The following is a 15,353-nucleotide window of genomic DNA, read 5'->3' as shown; positions in this document are numbered from 1 at the left end:
CCGACCGCGCGGTGCGCGCCGGGGCCCGGGGCCGGGCCCGGCTCAGGTGTTGCTGGTGCCCCAGTCGTCGTCGACCCCCTGCTGCCGGCCGCGCAGCGACCGGACCCGCCGTGCCACCGGGTCGGGCAGGGAGTCCCCGAAGTGGTCACCCACCGCCGCGACCGCCTTGCCCGCGTACTGCCGCGAGGTCTGCCCGGCCTGCTCGGCGGCGTTCCGCACCACCGGGTTCTGCGCCAGCTCCCGTGCGGACTTCTTCAGCTGCTCGTAACGCTCCCGCCCCGCACGTGTCCCGAGGACGTACCCGAGGGCGAGTCCGACGGCGAACGTGACCTTGTAGCGCATGCCTGCCACCCTTCGTCGATTCGGTGCCCGGCCTGCTCTCGATACCGATTGGCGGAGCACCCCCCTGCTTGCGCTAATCTATGTCTCGCAGCGGGCAACCGCCCCCCGGCAAGGCCGGAGGTGGGTCTGTTCGGTGCAACGCAGCAATCCCCTGTAGCTCAATTGGCAGAGCAGCCGGCTGTTAACCGGCAGGTTACTGGTTCGAGTCCAGTCGGGGGAGCGCGATCCCCTGTAGCTCAATTGGCAGAGCATTCGGCTGTTAACCGGAGGGTTGCTGGTTCGAGTCCAGCCGGGGGAGCGATCAGGAAGAGGACCCCCGAGTGGGTCCTCTTCCTTTTTCCGATCGTTTTTTCCGCCCGGTCCTGGAACCAGGCAGCCCTGACGGCGGTCTCACTGGGCAGGCGCAGCCGATCATGCGAGGCACGCGAAGCAGGAGATCGTATGAGCGGCTATGCTGCGGCAGACGGCGCGCACACATGTACGCGCCACGCCGTGGAGGGGCGGTAGCTCAGCCGGTTAGAGCAGCGGACTCATAATCCGTCGGCCGTGGGTTCGAGTCCCACCCGCCCCACCGCAGAGCTGGTCAGCAGAATCGTTTTGACCAGCGGACTTGGTGCCCCGCCTGGGCTTCCCGGGTTGGGGCACCTCGTCGTTTCGGGCCTGGTGCGTGAGCGGTGGTTCCGGAAGCGGCCCGCCGCAGGGTCTCCTTGATCGTGTGGATGTCCCCGCCGCCTGCGTACGTCAGCGTCGCGGCTACATGACGTAGATCACGCAGACTGGCCGGCGGCAGATCCGTAGCCGCGCAGATCCGCCGGAAGACGTTTGAGACGGTCTCGGGATGCAGCCAGGACACCGGGAAGGTCTTCCTGCGTGAAGACCTTCCCGGTGTCCTGCCACGTCCGGCCAAGCATCATTGCGGCCGGCTTCGCCTTCTCCGCGTCCAGCCGCGTTCGCCCGGCCACCAAGCAGCCTGCTGCCCCTGCCCCACTCGCAGCGGCCATCTGCTCCCGCCGGGCCCGGCTCTCGGCGGCGATCACTCGTTCTCGTCCGCGATGGCCTCGGACATCTCCTGCAGGTTCCCGACGTTGAGCCGGTCGAGGCGGACGTGCCCGATGCGGGTTTTGAGGTGCACGCGGATGTGGGAGCTGTGGCCGGCATCGGGCGGCAGGGCCGACGCCTACCGTGTGCACTTCCTTCCCACGCCAATGGAGTTCACGTCGGCGGGTTGCCCAGTGGCTGCTCCTCGCAGTGCCGCGGCGGCTCACTCTCCTCATGCACGGCCTTGTCCTCCGGCGCGGACTTCTTCGAGTCGTCCACCGACCACACGCCCAGGACGGTCGACAGCACGGCGAAGCAGGCCATGACCGGCCACACGGAATGGCCGATCCTCCCGAGCAGGATTCCGCCGATCACCGGTCCGACCGCCGCGCCCAGCGCCCACATGAACTGGAAGCTGCCGATGTACTGGCCGCGCAGGCGCGGCGGGCTCGCCACCGCGGGGTACGAGAACACCGCGGGGCCGCCGATGATCTCTCCCATGGTCCAGACGACAGTGCCACAGATGATCACTGCCGGCCCCAGCGGCAGACCGTACAGCGCGATGCCCATCGCGATCAGGCCGTAGGACAGCCCCACCGTGATCCGGTAGCGCCAGTGCTGGGAGAACTTCGTCAGCGGCAGTTCGCAGACGATCACGATGAGGCCGTTGACCGACACGGCGAGCGTGTACCAGAAGATGTTGATGCCCTCGGCACTGACCTCGAGCGGCAGAGTGGACTGCGTCTGGGCGTACACGATCGACCCGAACAGCGCGGCGAACAGGTACACCACGAACCTGTAGTCCCGCCACAGGGTGCTCTGCTGGGATGCGGACTCGCCGGACCGTGTCTCCCCGGACTTCGTGTCGGACGCCCGTGTCTCCCCGGCCGGCAGCGCCAGTCGGGCGAAAGCGGCGTAGCCGACCGCGATCACGGCCTCGCCCCAGAAGAGCAGGGTGTAGCTGCCCCCGTTGGCGTGGTACAGCCCGAAGCCGACCAAGGGTGCGGCAATGGCGCCCACGTTGAGAGCGAAGCGGTACATGGCGAAGACCATGATCTGCCGGTCGTCGGGCGTCAGGTTCGCCATCAGAGCGGCCGAGGCCGGCCGGTAGATCTGGCTCGCCAGCCCGCACAGCGCGACGGCGGCCAACACCGTCTGGTACGTGGGAAGGTAGAGCACTGAGGCCACCATGACCGCAGTGCTGGTCATGCTCAGCACCGTCGCGTTCCGCGCACCGAGGCGGTCGGCGAGCAGTCCGCCGATCAGCACGCCGACCACCGACCCCGCGCCGTACACGCCGAGGGCCAGTGCGGCGTCCTTGGACGAGTACCCCTCCGCCGTCAGATACAGCACGAGGAAGATCTGGAGAAAGCCGCCGACCCGGTTGATGAACACCCCGGCCAGCACCGCCTTGACCGCCAGCGAGGACTCGCGGAAGGCCATCCAGACGCCTGGCGATTCCCGCCGGTCGAGTCCGGTCTCCTCAGTCGCACCGGTCTTCTCAGTCACTGCGATTCCTCTTTCCTACCCCTGGCCGGGGCAGCTCACGGTCAGGACGAGGACCGTGAGGTCAGCTCAACGGCTCGGACTGGATGGTGTCGGCCACCTCGGCCTCCAGCCGGTCGAGAAGAGCACGGCAGGACTTGGGGTCGGCGGCTTCCGCGATGAGGAACCCGTAGCGGGCCGTGTATTGCGCGGGCGGCGTGCGCAGCGAGTCACCCGGCTTCACCACGACCTTGGCTTCGACCAGTCCGGGATGATCGGCCGGGTCCGGGACGGGGAACTCGACGAGCCGGGAATCCCGCTCCGGCCGCAGGAAGCGGAGGCCGACCGTGCCGGGACGCCGGACGGGGGTCTCCGGAGCCAGCCCTGCGGCCATGCCCGCTGCGATCCAGCCCAGGTCCGTGCCCGTACTGAGCAGAGCGAGCCGAGGAATGTTGTCGCCGCCGGGACGGCCGTTGATCTCAATGACGACCGGTCCGATCCGGGTGAACCTGACCTCGCTGTGCGTCAGTCCGTGGTCGAACCCCAGGGCCTTGTGGGCGCGCTCCAGGATGTTGTGCAGTTCCGGGTCCTCGAGCAGCGGGTCGTCACCGGTCACCACATGGCCGGTCTCCACGAAGTAGGGCGGCTCGCCCAGCTCCTTGTGGGCGATCGTGTAGGCCTGGTAGTTGCCCTCGAACACAGAGCCGTCGATGCTGATCTCGGGACCGTCCAGGTACTGCTCCACCACGATGTTCGCCGAATGCTCGATCCCGGGGTAGCTCGCCGCGGTGGCCACCGCGTAGGCGTTCGCCACCTCGTCCGGCTTCGACACCTTGATGACTCCGGCGCTGCCGCCGAGTGCACGCGGCTTGAGCACCACGGGATAGCCCAAGTCCGCTGCCACCTCAGCCAGTTCCTCGGCCGAAGACGCCGTGGAATGGCGGGGCTGGGGCAGCCCCGCCGCGGTGAGCCGCTCGCGGGACAATTTCTTGTCGCGGCACGCCGCCACGGCCTCTCCGCCCGCGCCCGGCAGCCCCATGGCCTCGATGGCGATGGCGGCCGGCAACAGCAGCCCCTCGTCAGGGCAGAAGGCGCCGATCACGTTGCACTGCGCCGTGGCCTCACGTACCGCCCGGTGCATGTGCTCGGTGCCCCGGCCCGTCAGCAGCGTCGAGCCCATCGCGTATGGCAGCTGCCACGTGGGTTCCTCCGTGTCGATCAGCCACAGCGGGTACCTGCGGGCCATCCCCGCGAGCAGGGTCTCCCGGTAGGGGCTGCTGTCGCGATCTCCCAGGCTGCCCATGCCGATGACGAGCAGGGCCCCCGACGGTGAGGGATCGCCGGTCGGCTGGTCGACGTTCTCCAAGGTTCGTTCTCCTTCGTTGAGGGCGCTTCGGGAGCGACGCGTGCCGCGGTGATCTCACCTTGACTCGCAGGCATGTGGGGGGAGTCGACTCCGGCAGAGCTCAGCAGGCGTCGACCAGTACGGACTCCATGTCGTGCGTTGCCCGCAGACGAAGCGGCTCTCCCGACCGGCACGCCCATGGCTCCCGGAAGGTCTGAACGGCCTGCTTCCAGTGCAGGCCGGAGGTCGCCGGGTTGTTCGACAGCGTGATGCCGGGCACGAGCTCGAGCTCGAACCACATCACCACGGCATGAACCTTGCCGCTCTCCTGCGGCACTACCTCGACGATCTGCTGCTCGGGCTGGATGTCGGCCCCGAAGTCGAACCGGAACAGCTCCACCGGCGGGGTGAGCACACGGTGCCGGTAGTTGCCCAGGTTCGTCGAGAAGTACTCGAGCGAGGCCAGCGACGTGAAGGGGCTGAAGTCGAAGCCCTCGATCTCACCGATGTGGTTCATCGAGCGCAGTTCAGGGCTCTCCACCAGCTGGGCGAAGAGCCTGCCCGAACGGGGCAGGACCACCGCGTCCTGGCTGAGCAGCTCCTGGCGCGCATGGCGCAGAGCCGGCAGCGCGAACTCGCCGAGCAGCGCACAATCGAAGATCTCGGTGACCAGGACATCCGCCTTGCGCGGCAGCTCGGATCCCACGCGCAGGCCGGTGGACGGGCTGGAGACGACCGTGATCCGGTCGCTGTATCCGTTCGCCTTCACGACTTCCCGAGCCCCCGAGGCGACCATGCCCACCGCCTCACAGGCGACGACCTGGTCGGCCCCGGCCCGCGCCGCGAGCATGGAGAGCAGCCCCGCCCCGCTCCCGATGTCGAGTACCAGCTGGCCGGGCCCCACGACCTGACCGATCGCCTGGGCGTAAGCCTGGCTCCGCTCGGTGTCGTGCATCATCTTGAAGTGCCACCGGGGCACCACGGCCCGCATCGCCCGGTTGATCTTCCTGGTGAAGCGGCCGCTACCGACGTCGGCGCGCGCGGCGGCGCTGAACAGTTCGTAAGCGCGCTCGTACTGCCGCTGCCCCATGGCTTCTTCGCCGAGCCTGACCAGCTTGTAGCAGGGGTGTGAGGGTTCCAGCGGGTCGTGGTGGTTCGCGCCGGCTACCGGATCATGCACCGGCAGCGACTCCGCGACGTCCTCGACTGCAGTCATCATGTTCACGCGGCTGTCACTCCTGCTCGGACGATCGTCTTGACCGGGACCGGTTCGCTCTTACCCGTCGGCAGATACACCGTGACGGTGTCTCCGACCCGTACGGCCGGATGCGACCGGTCGCACAACCGCGCCATCGGGAACATGCCGCCGTGCCAGGGGCAGCGCAGTTTCCCCCCCTCCACGTCACCGAGGTGCAGTGGGCCACCGCGGTGCGGGCACCGGCTGCTCAGGACGTGGATCGCGTCGTCGCGCTCCACGGCGAAGTAGACCTCGCCGTCGACGACGACCGCGTTGTGCTCGGCCCGGTGGAACTCCGCCCGTGTGCGTGGAAGGGGTTCGGCCTTGCCCCGTTTCATGCGACTGGCTCCTTCGTGATCTGCGTGCGACGGTCGGCACGGATTCCGTAGAGCCGGCCGGCCGGTACGATCACGGCCTTGCCCTGGGGTACGCGCAAGGGGTCTCCGGTGGCCGAGTTGTAGAGCAGCGCTTCCCCGCCGAGCACCTGCAGCCGGGTGTCGGCCGATGCAACCTCGGTGTCGAAGGCGGTGTCGCTGTCGATTTCCGTGACAGGAGCGGTCCGTTCGGTTGCCGCCGCCTGATCGGTGAGTGCCGGGTCCCAGGTGAGCTGGGCCAGTAGATCCTCATCGGCGAGGCGGGCGAGCAACTGGATCTCTTCGACGCCCTGCAACAGCCCCTTCGCTGCGACGGGACCGTGCTTGCGCGCCAGGGGGATCAGCAGGTCCTCGATCGCCATCCGGCCGTGGTGCTGGTCGATATGCGCGTGCTCGTCGCAGTACCGCGTATCGACGACGCCGCCGTACGCCTCGCTGAAGAGCTTCTCGAGCTCCACGAAGAAGGAGGCGAAACTGGCCTCGAGGAAGGCCATGGCCCCGATGTAGCGGAAGAATCCACTCCGGTTCCTGGTGGCCCAGTAGAAGTAGTTGTTGATCGCGATGGAACTCGGCAGGTAGAAGAACCAGTAATGGTGCGGCGTCGTGGACATCCCCACGCTGCGGCACATGTCCATGAAAAGGGTGCTGTGCTTCGCGGGGAACACCCCGTAGCCGAACTCGTCCACGAATATCTTGAACAGTTCGCTCTGCTCGGGGCCGAACGCGCCGCCGAGGTTCTGCGCCATGGCGGTCGCCTCGGTCAGGCCGTCGAGCGCCATCTGCACGATCTGGGTACTCGCGGCGACCTTGGGGTCGCGGGACGACAGGATCGCGTCGAACACCGGCCGCCCGCCGTGGTTGTTGGCCTGGTCGACCGCGTGCCGCAGATGGGCGCGGAGGCTGTCCTCGTCCCATTTCCCGGAGACCCCGACGGAGTCGTCGAGGAACCCGAAGGCGAAGTTCTCGGTGGTGGGGCGTATGCGTTCGCCCAGCACCTTGCTGTCCTGGTGGTAGAAGTCGACGAATTCGCTCTCGAACTTGCTCAGCCCGGCTTCCGGCAGGAACAGCGCATCACTCTCGTAGACGTTCATCAGGAGGCGGTTCGCAAGGAGGCTGTCGTTCGACGCAAAGGTTTCCTGGGTGAGCGGGCGGCCCCAGTCCAGAGCCTGCAGAGCATCAGGATTCATGGGCCGGTGATAGGGGTTGTCCAAAATGAACGGCTTGTTGGTCGAGCGGAACTGCGGCAGCCTGCTGAACTGCTGACTCAGCCCGGCGATATCACTCGGGGAATTGTCCAAAGGTGTCCGGTTTGTCATCTCAGCCCAAGTCCTCCGTTGCGATGCACCGGTTCGAGGGGTGCGGTTCGCAAGTGTGACCTGGGCCGTCTATAGAAACTCTGGATGACATCTAAAGCCTGCTGTAGAGGGCTGTGGACTGGGCATCTCTGGCGTATGGCCGGGGCGTTGAGGGCAACCCGCGTGTCGACACCGGCAGGCGGCCGGCCGTGGCCACCGCCCGGCCGGCCCGGCGGCAGTCCACCCCGCCCCGGACGTGTCAAAGATCAGGACAAATCATGATCTTGATGCCTATTTACGCAAGCGCAAGTTCCGGGAAACGAATCAGTGTCGACATATCGCTTCCTTTCCTCAGACTCCTTGACGACGGCATTGCCCCCATGTTGAGATCGCAACCGTAAAGAGGGCTCTCGCCCCATGCATGCGTTCTGCTGCAGACCCGGGGCTGACAGGGTTCTGCCAAGTTTCTTTCGTCTGCAGGGAGACTCGGAACCCTGCTGCTCGAAATATCGGCCTCGCATGAGCCGGACTTGGGTCGATCATTCGAGTCGGTGGAGTGCGCCAGGCGGTTCCGGCCGAGCCGGTACAACTCCCCAAGGAAGTGCGCCTCCGGGGGTGGAGGAGTTGCGGCACCCCCTGCTGATGGCATCCATCTCGAATTCAGTCTCATCTGAATTCAAACGAATCCACCCGGTTCCTGACTGCCCTGGAGTAGCCTTGCACATCGCATTCATCCACACCCCGATTCCGCTTCGAGAGGTCAAGAATCGGGGCGAGTACTGGCGGAGCTTCGACACGCGATATATCGCCGTGCATCCCAACGTTCAGCCCATGCGTAAAATCCTCTGGGAGCTACCCCATTGGGTTCCCTGGCTGGCCGGCGTTCTCGAGCAGGCCGGATTCGACTCGATGGAAGCCTTGGACTTCTACGGAGACTGTGCGGTCATCGACGGCATGGACGAGGTGAAGATCACCGAGCGTCTGACGAGCCACCCCGCTGACGTGTACCTCTTCTCTCCGATGACCATCAATCTGCCGCAAGCACTGCGCATCGCCGAGATAGTGAAGGAGCTGTACCCGCGCGCGAAAACCATCTTCGGCGGCGTGGTGGTGACGCCTCTGTACGAGGAAGTGGCCAGGAATCGCAGCGTCGACTACGTCATCCGTGATCGTGGCGAGTTCGCCCTGCCTGAGTTACTGCTCGCTCTGCGCGACGGTAAAGACCTCTCCGAGATCCGCAATCTCGTCTTCGAGCGGCCCGGCGGTGAGCTGGCCGTCGCGAAGCTCAACCCGTACATGCCGGTGGAGCAGATCCCTTTCCCCAAGGTCGACATATTCCCCAAAGACACCGGGCTCGACCTCAGGTACATCCGACAGAACTACGCGCTGGGGTGCCCGTTCACCTGCGACTTCTGCACGATTCAGACCATCGGCAGGAAGCCGGAATATTTCTCGCCAGAGCGGGTCGTCTCGGAAGTCGCCGCCTATCGCGCACAGTTCGGTGAACATCACCATGTCTACTTCGGTGATGAGACTTTCACTGCGAACACGCAGCGTACCCTGGACATCTGCAGCGTACTGGAGGAGCAGGGAAACATCACCTATGACTGCCAGACGCGCCTCAATTGCCTCCGGGACGAACGCCTTCCGGGTGCTTTGCAGCGGAGCGGATGCCGTTGGCTGGAGATCGGCCTGGAGTCGTCAAATCCCGACACCCAGCACGCCTTCAAGCAACACACGAAGCTCGATCCACTCGAGGAAACCCTCGCACGGCTCCGGGATGCCGGCCTGCCCACCTGCTCCTATCTCATAGTGGGCCTGCCCAACGAAAAGCCCGACGCCATGAGGCACACCGTCGAGTGGGCGGCATCCCTCATCGACCGCGGACTGCTTCATGCGTCATATCTTTCGCTGTTCGTCCCTTATCCGGGTACGCCCATGTTCAGCCACCCGGAACGCTACGGGATGAAGTTGCTGCATCGTCAGTACGACCTGTACAACGAGGAACTCCCCCCCGTGGTGGACACGCAGTACGCGACGAGCGACGAGGTGTACGAAATCTTCGTTGAGGGTGTCGGGATCCTTGCCGAGGCGATGGGTCGAGCGCCGGCCCTCACCTTCGGGCAGACGGATCAGGTTCCCGAACACCGCGCCTACGGAGAGTTCTGGCGAGCCGGCTGACCTCACGGTCGATGCGTTCGACCGGGGCGCCAGGCGGGCGGGCACACGTACGAGGGGGCCGGCCGCATCCCGCACATCACGCACCCGACGGAGTACGTGGACACCGCGGTCGCCTTCCTCGAGGAGGCGTCCCGTCATCAACGTGTGATGGCGGGACGCCGCAGGGTCAGAGGGCTTCCGTTTCGTCCGCCAGGTGGCGCAGTACGTCCGTCAGGTCGTGGCGGCGGGCGAAGGCGGCGCGCTGGCGGTGGGCGCCCGAGCCGTCGCGGAGCAGGGCGGTCAGGGTGGCGGCCGCGTGATCGAGGTCACCTGTCGCGGCGAGTTCCGGGCCCACGTGGTCGAGCAGGGCCTCCGCCAGGTCGGCGGCCGGGAGTTCGGCGCCCGTGTACGGGTCCAGGCCGAAGCCCTCCAGGCCGTCGTGCGCCGCCCGCCAGCGGGCCAGGCGCAGCACGTCGTCCCGGGCCTCCTTGGCGGGGTGCTGCTCGGCGATCTCGCGCAGGGCGGTGGCGACCAGCGCGCGGGCGAGTTCCGCCTGGAGCACGGCGGTCTCGATGCCGGGGGACATGTCGGGCGCCCGGATCTCGAGCGTCGGCCAGTTCCCGGAAGGGCGGAGGTCCCAGTAGACCATCTTGGTGTCGAGCGCCGCCCCGGAGCCGAGCAGCGCCTGCACCGACCGCCGGTAGTGGGCGGTGGAGGTGAAGTGCGGCGGCAGGCCCGCCGAGGGCCAGGCGGACCAGGCCATCGCCCGCCAGCTGGCGTGACCGGTGTCACGGCCCTGCCAGAACGGCGAGTTGGCCGCCAGCGCGATCAGCGTGGGCAGCCACGGCCGGACCCGGTTGGCCACGGCCACCGCGGAATCCACGTCGAGGGTGCCGATGTGGATGTGCCGGCCGCAGCCGACGAGGGTGTCGGTGAGGGCGCCGAACCGCCGGTGCTGTTCGCGCTGGCGCGGCTCGTCGTCGGTCAGGTGCAGCGGCCCGTCCAGGGCCACCACCGGGGACGGGCTGGCCAGCAGCCGGCAGCCGTGCGCCCGGGCCGCGTCGGCGAGGCCGCGCCGCAGCGCGGCGAGCTGCGCGCGCAGGGTGCCGGCCGAGTCGGCGACCGGGGTGGAGATCTCCACCTGGTAGCGGGTGCCCTCGGCGTGCAGCCGGGGCGTCGACCCGCCGGCCGTGTCGAGGACGAGCGGCGCGGCCGGGACCACCTTGAACGTACGGGCGTCGACGAGCAGGAACTCCTCCTCGACTCCGACCGTGAGCGGGACCGCGCCGGCCCGCCCCCATGGATGAAGCGTGTTGCTCGCTGTTCCTTTGCCAGGTTCGATCACTACGCCTCCCTGGACATACACGTCTTTTCATCATGGGCCGAGGTGAGGCGGGTAACGCGCGTCGATTCAGTCAAATGTCCTGAGAAGGTGGCGCGTTACCGGTCCGGCGGGGTAAAGGGAGGGGTCCCCGGGTCCGGTGTGCGGGAGGTGCGGCCGAGTGCCCCGTGGGATCCGGCCGGGAGGCGGTCCGGAGCCGGACGCGATCCGGCCGGGAGTCGGGATTCGGCCGGGACTCGGCCGGGATTCGGCCGGGGGCCTGCCCGGGTCCGGCCGGGGGCCTGCCCGGGTCCGGCCGGGGGCCTGCCCGGGTCCGGCCGGGGGCCGGCCCGGTGTCCCGAGGGGTGGAAATTCGAGTCGGCCTCGAAAGGGTGCCGGTTACCATCCCGTGTGACTGGTACGACCTCCTCCTCCACCGAGCCGGACGATCCGGCCGCCCCCGCGCGGCGGCGCATATTCGCCGATCTGACGCCCCTGCGGGTGTCGCCCGACTACCGGCGGCTGTGGGTCGGCAACACGGTCTCCTGGATGGGCTCGGCGATGACCAGCTTCGCGGTCGCGCTCCAGGTCTACGACATCACCCGGTCCAGCTTCTCGGTCGGCCTCGTCGGCCTCTGCTCACTCGTCCCGCTGGTCCTCTTCGGCCTCTACGGCGGTGCCGTCGCCGACTCCGTCGACCGGCGCAAGCTCGGCCTGTACAGCGCGGGCGGCCTGGCCGCACTCTCGGTGGTGCTGGCCGCGGCCGCCCTGTCCGGCTACCACCAGGTGTGGCTGCTCTACACGGTCGTCGCGCTCCAGTCGATCTGCGGGGCGCTCAACGCGCCCGCCCGCTCGGCCATGGTCCCCAGGCTGCTGCCGCCCGAGCAGCTGCCCGCCGCCAACGCCCTGCAGTCGGTGACCACCACCTCCGGGTTCGTGGTCGGCCCTGCGCTGGGCGGCGTGGTCGTCGGCCTCTTCGGCTTCCAGGCGGCCTACCTGATCGACGCCGTCGCCTTCTCCGGGGCCCTCTACGCCATGTGGCGCCTGCCCTCGATGCTGCCGGACCGCGGCGAGGACAAGCGGGGCCGGGCCTCCGTGCTGGACGGGCTGCGCTTTCTGGCTGGCCGCCCCAATATCCGGATGACCTTCTTCTCCGATATGTGCGCCATGGTGCTGGCCCAGCCGAAGGCGCTGTTCCCGGCCATCGCCGTGGTCTGGTACGGCGGCGACGCCAAGGTCGCCGGCCTGCTCGGCGGTGCGACGGCGGCGGGTGCCCTGCTCGGCGGGCTGTTCTCCGGCTGGCAGGGCCGGATCCGCCGGCACGGTCTGGCGATCCTGCTGTCGGTGGCCGGCTGGGGGCTGGCCATCGCCGTGTTCGGACTGACCCGGAACCTGTGGCTCGGGGTGTTCTTCCTGGCCCTGGCCGGCTGGATGGACACCGTCTCGATGGTGTTCCGCACCACCATGCTGCAGGCCGCCACCCCCGACGACATGCGCGGCCGGCTGCAGGGCGTGTTCATCGTGGTCGTCGTGGGCGGGCCGCGCCTCGGCGACTTCCTGGCCGGGTCGGTCGCCGATCTGACCACCCCCACCCTCGCGATCACCGGCGGCGGCCTCGCCTGCGCCCTCGCGGTCGGACTCCTCGCCCTCCGCTGGCGCGGCTTCGCCCGCTACGACGCCCGGTCCCCGGAGGCGTAACGCCCCGGGGCCCCGGGCTTCAGGGCTCGCCACCGGGGTCCCCCCGGTCGTCGCCGCGGGCCTCCTCGCGGTCCCTGCGCCGGGCCTCGTCGAGCTCCCGCATGCGGCGATGGACCTGCTCCCTCAGGCTCTTCCCCTCCGCAGGGAGCGGAGCGGGCGGCGGGGTGGCCGCCGGGCACGGTCGGGGCGGCCCGTGTCCGCGGAACCCGGCCGCATCGCCGGACCCGCCGCCCTCGCCGGGTCCGCTCCGGCCGCTGCCCTGTTCGGGTTGCCGCCCGTCTCGGGCTCGGGCCCGAAGATCCGTCGGCGCAGGTCCTCCGCGCGGGGTGCCCGCGCCGCCCGGGCCGTCCCGGCTCGGACAGTCCCGCTCGGGCCGTCCCCGCCGGGCCGGGCTCGAGGGCCTGCTGCGCAGAGAAGTTGGCGAGTTCGTTTCCATCGCGTTGCGGGGACTTCCCCATTGTTTCGAATCGTCATATGACAGTTCGGCAGTTCTCGTTGTTCCCCGTCCCGTGCTCGTCCCCGACCCCAGGAGGAAGGCCGTCATGCGCCTCCGTACGATCGCCGCCACCGCCGTGGCCACCGCCGCCCTTTCGGGCGCGCTCGTCCAGCCCGCCGGAGCGTCCCACGCCGCCGGCGGCGGGGACTCCCGCGCCTGCTCCCCGTACCTCTCCGTGGCGGGCTACTCCGACGCGCTCGACAAGACCACCCTCGACGGCCGCCTGGTCGGCGGGCTCTCCGGAATCGCGGTCGACGAGGACGGCAGCGTCGCCGCCGTCTCCGACCGCTCGGTGCTGTTCAGGCTGAAGACCGCCCGCGGGAACACCCCCGAGGCCACCGCCACCGCGCAGCTCCCGCTCGCCGACGGCGCCGGCAGGCCCGTGGACTCCGAGGGCATCGTGGTCGACCGGGACGGGTCGTACCTGATCACCGACGAGTTCGCCCCGGCGATCAACCGGTACAGCCGTACGGGCCGGCTGACCGGCACGCTGCCCGTGCCCGACGACTTCAGGCTCCCCGCCCAGGGCGGCCGGGCCACCGCCAACCAGACCTTCGAGTCGCTGACCCTGCTGCCCGGTGGCAACACCCTGGTGGCGGGCGTAGAGGGCCCGCTCTCCGGGGACGGGACGGACGCGCAGGGCCGTACCCTGCAGCGCATCCAGACCTGGGAGCGGCGCGGCAACGGGGAGTTCGTCCTCGGCCGCCAGTACGCCTATGCCGTCGATCCCGGCCACGGCCTGGTCGAACTGGCCCCCACCCGCGACGGCCGGCTGATCGTCCTGGAGCGCGGCTTCACCCGGGACTTCGCCATCACCGTGCGGCTGTACGTCGCCGACCCGCTGCTCGCCACCGACACCCGTCGGGTCGCGCGGCTGGCGGAGGGCCCGGGTCTGCGGACCGCCCGCAAGACCCTGATCGGCGACTTCAACACCTGCCCCACCCTCGGCGCGCCGTCGAAGCTGCCGCAGAACCACCCGCTGGTCGACAACGTCGAGGCGATGGCGGTGACCGGGTACGACGGCGGCCGGCGCCTCCGGCTGCTGCTCGCCAGCGACGACAACGAGCGTCCGGAGCAGATCACCCGCCTCTACACGATGGACGTGACGCTGCCCGCCCGCGGCTTCGGCGACCCGTCCGCACGCTGATCGCGGCGGGGCTCAGCCCTTCCCGGGACCGACGCCGACGATGCCGCGCGCGACCCCCAGGTCCACCAGGTCCTGGGGGCGCAGCCGCAGCTGGTCGGCGGTGGCAGGGGCCTGGTCGGCGGGCCGCTTGAGGATGGCGGCGGCCAGTTCCGGCGCGATGACGGAGAAGTAGCTGTCCGGGGTGACCCAGGTGTTGCCGGGGGCGGCGAGGGCCAGTGCCCCGCCCGAGCCGCCCTCCCCGATGAGCAGGGTGGTGACCGGGACGGTCGCTGCGGCCACGGCCGTGAAGGTGTCGGCGATGGCGGCGCCCGCCCCGGCGTGCTCGGCGGCCGCGTCGTTGGCGGCGCCGGGGGTGTCGACGAGGGTGAGCACCGGGATGCCGAGCCGGTCCGCGAGCCGGATCAGCCGGGCCGCCGCGCGGTAGCCGGCCGGGCGGGTGGCGGTGCCGCACTGGGCGGCGTACGCGATGCTCCGGCCCGCCCGGAGGCCGAAGCCGCACAGCATGCCGGGGTCGGTGCCGCCGGCCCGGTCGCCGGAGAGCGGCAGCCGGAAGCCGGAGTCGAAGTACGCGTCCAGGTACGCCGCGGCGCGCGGGCGGCCGGGGCGCCGGGCCAGGCGTACGGCGTCCCAGCCGGTCTCCGGCGGGGTGACGTCGGCCAGCGCGGTGGGCGGATCGGCCGGGCCGGGGTGTTCGGGGCGCGGACCGGCGAGCAGGCGCAGCCAGCCGGCCAGGGTCTCGCGGAGCTCCGGCGCGGGCACGACGGCGTCCACGTGGCCGGCGGCGTACTGCCCCTCGGCGGTGTACGCGGCCGGGTCGGCGTCGGCCGGCCGCACCCGGGAGCCGGCGAAGCCGACCTGGGCGCCGGGGAGGGCGAGGACGATGTCGGCGCCCGCGCCGAGGGTGGCCCAGCCGCCGCCGGTGGTGGGGTCGCGCAGCACCGCGATCTGCGGCAGTCCGGCGGCCCGGGTGAGCACCGACTGGCGGGCCACCCGCTGGAGCTGGGTGAGCGCGAGCATGCCCTCCTGCATGCGGGAGCCGCCGGTGGCGATCAGGGAGACCAGGGGGAGGCGGTGCGCGCGGGCATGCGCGTACGCGGTCTCCAGGCGGTCGCCGGTGTGCCGGCCGAGGGATCCGCCGAGGAAGCCGAACTCGAAGGAGACGAGCACGGCTTCGCGGCCGCCGATGCGGGCGGTGCCGACGACCACGGACTCCCGCTCGCCGGTTCTGGCCGCGGCACGGGCCCTCGAACCGTCGTAGCCGGCCCAGCCGATGGGGGCGTCGGGGGCGTCGTGCTCTGCGTCCTGCCGTGTGGACTGCTCTGCGGACGGCTGGAGTTCGGCGAAGGTGTCCTGGTCGGTGACGGTGGCGATGGCCGCGCGGGCGGAGAGTCGGGTGGTCACGCAGTCACCCTAGG

The 15,353-nt window shown here is 69.6% G+C and carries 11 protein-coding genes and 3 tRNA genes; 6 read left to right on the top strand and 8 right to left on the bottom strand.

The window, feature by feature from the left end:
• Nucleotides 1–42 precede the first annotated feature (42 nt).
• Complete coding sequence (locus tag ACGFQ9_RS27070; protein WP_393577277.1) at nucleotides 43–342, bottom strand: YtxH domain-containing protein; 300 nt, start codon at nucleotides 340–342, stop codon at nucleotides 43–45.
• A 147-nt stretch (nucleotides 343–489) separates the two neighbouring features.
• Between ACGFQ9_RS27070 and ACGFQ9_RS27065 the strand changes: the two genes are divergently transcribed.
• From ACGFQ9_RS27065 to ACGFQ9_RS27055, 3 genes are all read left to right on the top strand, one after another.
• Nucleotides 490–562 (top strand) — tRNA-Asn (locus tag ACGFQ9_RS27065).
• A gap of 5 nt (nucleotides 563–567) precedes the next feature.
• Nucleotides 568–640, top strand: a tRNA-Asn gene (locus ACGFQ9_RS27060).
• A 199-nt stretch (nucleotides 641–839) separates the two neighbouring features.
• A tRNA-Ile gene (locus ACGFQ9_RS27055) sits at nucleotides 840–913 on the top strand.
• 641 nt (nucleotides 914–1,554) lie between these two features.
• On the opposite strand, the gene ACGFQ9_RS27050 is transcribed toward ACGFQ9_RS27055, so the two are convergent.
• The 5 genes from ACGFQ9_RS27050 to ACGFQ9_RS27030 all read right to left on the bottom strand — a co-directional run bounded on the left by ACGFQ9_RS27050 (nucleotide 1,555) and on the right by ACGFQ9_RS27030 (nucleotide 7,137).
• Nucleotides 1,555–2,889, bottom strand: coding sequence for an MFS transporter (locus ACGFQ9_RS27050; protein WP_393577275.1), 1,335 nt, complete (start codon nucleotides 2,887–2,889; stop codon nucleotides 1,555–1,557).
• 61 nt (nucleotides 2,890–2,950) lie between these two features.
• The gene (locus ACGFQ9_RS27045; protein ID WP_393577273.1) at nucleotides 2,951–4,231 is read right to left on the bottom strand and encodes an ATP-grasp domain-containing protein; all 1,281 of its coding nucleotides are present in this window, start codon (nucleotides 4,229–4,231) and stop codon (nucleotides 2,951–2,953) included.
• A gap of 100 nt (nucleotides 4,232–4,331) precedes the next feature.
• Nucleotides 4,332–5,429 (bottom strand): 50S ribosomal protein L11 methyltransferase, encoded by a 1,098-nt coding sequence (locus ACGFQ9_RS27040; RefSeq protein ID WP_393577560.1) that lies wholly within the window; start codon nucleotides 5,427–5,429, stop codon nucleotides 4,332–4,334.
• 2 nt (nucleotides 5,430–5,431) lie between these two features.
• On the bottom strand, nucleotides 5,432–5,785 hold the full coding sequence (locus ACGFQ9_RS27035) for a Rieske (2Fe-2S) protein (RefSeq protein ID WP_393577271.1): 354 nt from the start codon (nucleotides 5,783–5,785) through the stop codon (nucleotides 5,432–5,434).
• On the bottom strand, nucleotides 5,782–7,137 hold the full coding sequence (locus ACGFQ9_RS27030; protein ID WP_393577269.1) for an iron-containing redox enzyme family protein: 1,356 nt from the start codon (nucleotides 7,135–7,137) through the stop codon (nucleotides 5,782–5,784). The genes ACGFQ9_RS27035 and ACGFQ9_RS27030 overlap by 4 nt, the downstream gene beginning before the upstream one ends.
• A 696-nt stretch (nucleotides 7,138–7,833) precedes the next feature.
• On the opposite strand from ACGFQ9_RS27030, the gene ACGFQ9_RS27025 reads away from it, so the two are divergent.
• Nucleotides 7,834–9,297 carry a B12-binding domain-containing radical SAM protein gene (locus ACGFQ9_RS27025; protein ID WP_393577268.1) on the top strand — a complete coding sequence of 488 codons (1,464 nt, stop codon included), beginning with the start codon at nucleotides 7,834–7,836 and terminating at the stop codon, nucleotides 9,295–9,297.
• Between the two features lie 166 nt (nucleotides 9,298–9,463).
• Here ACGFQ9_RS27025 and ACGFQ9_RS27020 read toward each other — a convergent pair whose 3' ends face one another.
• On the bottom strand, nucleotides 9,464–10,621 hold the full coding sequence (locus ACGFQ9_RS27020) for a glutamate--cysteine ligase (protein ID WP_393577267.1): 1,158 nt from the start codon (nucleotides 10,619–10,621) through the stop codon (nucleotides 9,464–9,466).
• Between the two features lie 387 nt (nucleotides 10,622–11,008).
• Here ACGFQ9_RS27020 and ACGFQ9_RS27015 point away from each other — a divergent pair, with 387 nt between their 5' ends.
• Complete coding sequence (locus ACGFQ9_RS27015) at nucleotides 11,009–12,295, top strand: MFS transporter (protein WP_393577265.1); 1,287 nt, start codon at nucleotides 11,009–11,011, stop codon at nucleotides 12,293–12,295.
• 542 nt (nucleotides 12,296–12,837) lie between these two features.
• Nucleotides 12,838–13,938, top strand: coding sequence for an esterase-like activity of phytase family protein (locus ACGFQ9_RS27010; protein ID WP_393577263.1), 1,101 nt, complete (start codon nucleotides 12,838–12,840; stop codon nucleotides 13,936–13,938).
• Nucleotides 13,939–13,950: 12 nt separating this feature from the next.
• Here the strand turns inward: ACGFQ9_RS27010 and ACGFQ9_RS27005 are convergent, their stop codons facing one another.
• A complete protein-coding gene (locus ACGFQ9_RS27005; RefSeq protein WP_393577261.1) occupies nucleotides 13,951–15,339 on the bottom strand; it encodes a carboxyl transferase domain-containing protein in 1,389 nt (462 codons plus the stop codon).
• Between the last annotated feature and the right edge of the window lie 14 nt (nucleotides 15,340–15,353).

This window comes from Streptomyces sp. NPDC048603 (assembly GCF_043199475.1).
Classification (GTDB): domain Bacteria; phylum Actinomycetota; class Actinomycetes; order Streptomycetales; family Streptomycetaceae; genus Streptomyces.
Note: the sequence above shows the minus strand (reverse complement) of the source record. Positions and strands in the feature narration are given on the sequence as shown.

What these genes read in the sequence shown, in the direction of transcription:
- ACGFQ9_RS27070 (WP_393577277.1), bottom strand. Translation starts at nt 342, where the DNA reads ATGCGCTACAAGGTCACGTTCGCCGTCGGACTCGCCCTCGGGTACGTC.
- ACGFQ9_RS27040 (WP_393577560.1), bottom strand. Translation starts at nt 5,429, where the DNA reads ATGATGACTGCAGTCGAGGACGTCGCGGAGTCGCTGCCGGTGCATGAT.
- ACGFQ9_RS27035 (WP_393577271.1), bottom strand. Translation starts at nt 5,785, where the DNA reads ATGAAACGGGGCAAGGCCGAACCCCTTCCACGCACACGGGCGGAGTTC.
- ACGFQ9_RS27030 (WP_393577269.1), bottom strand. Translation starts at nt 7,137, where the DNA reads ATGACAAACCGGACACCTTTGGACAATTCCCCGAGTGATATCGCCGGG.
- ACGFQ9_RS27010 (WP_393577263.1), top strand. Translation starts at nt 12,838, where the DNA reads ATGCGCCTCCGTACGATCGCCGCCACCGCCGTGGCCACCGCCGCCCTT.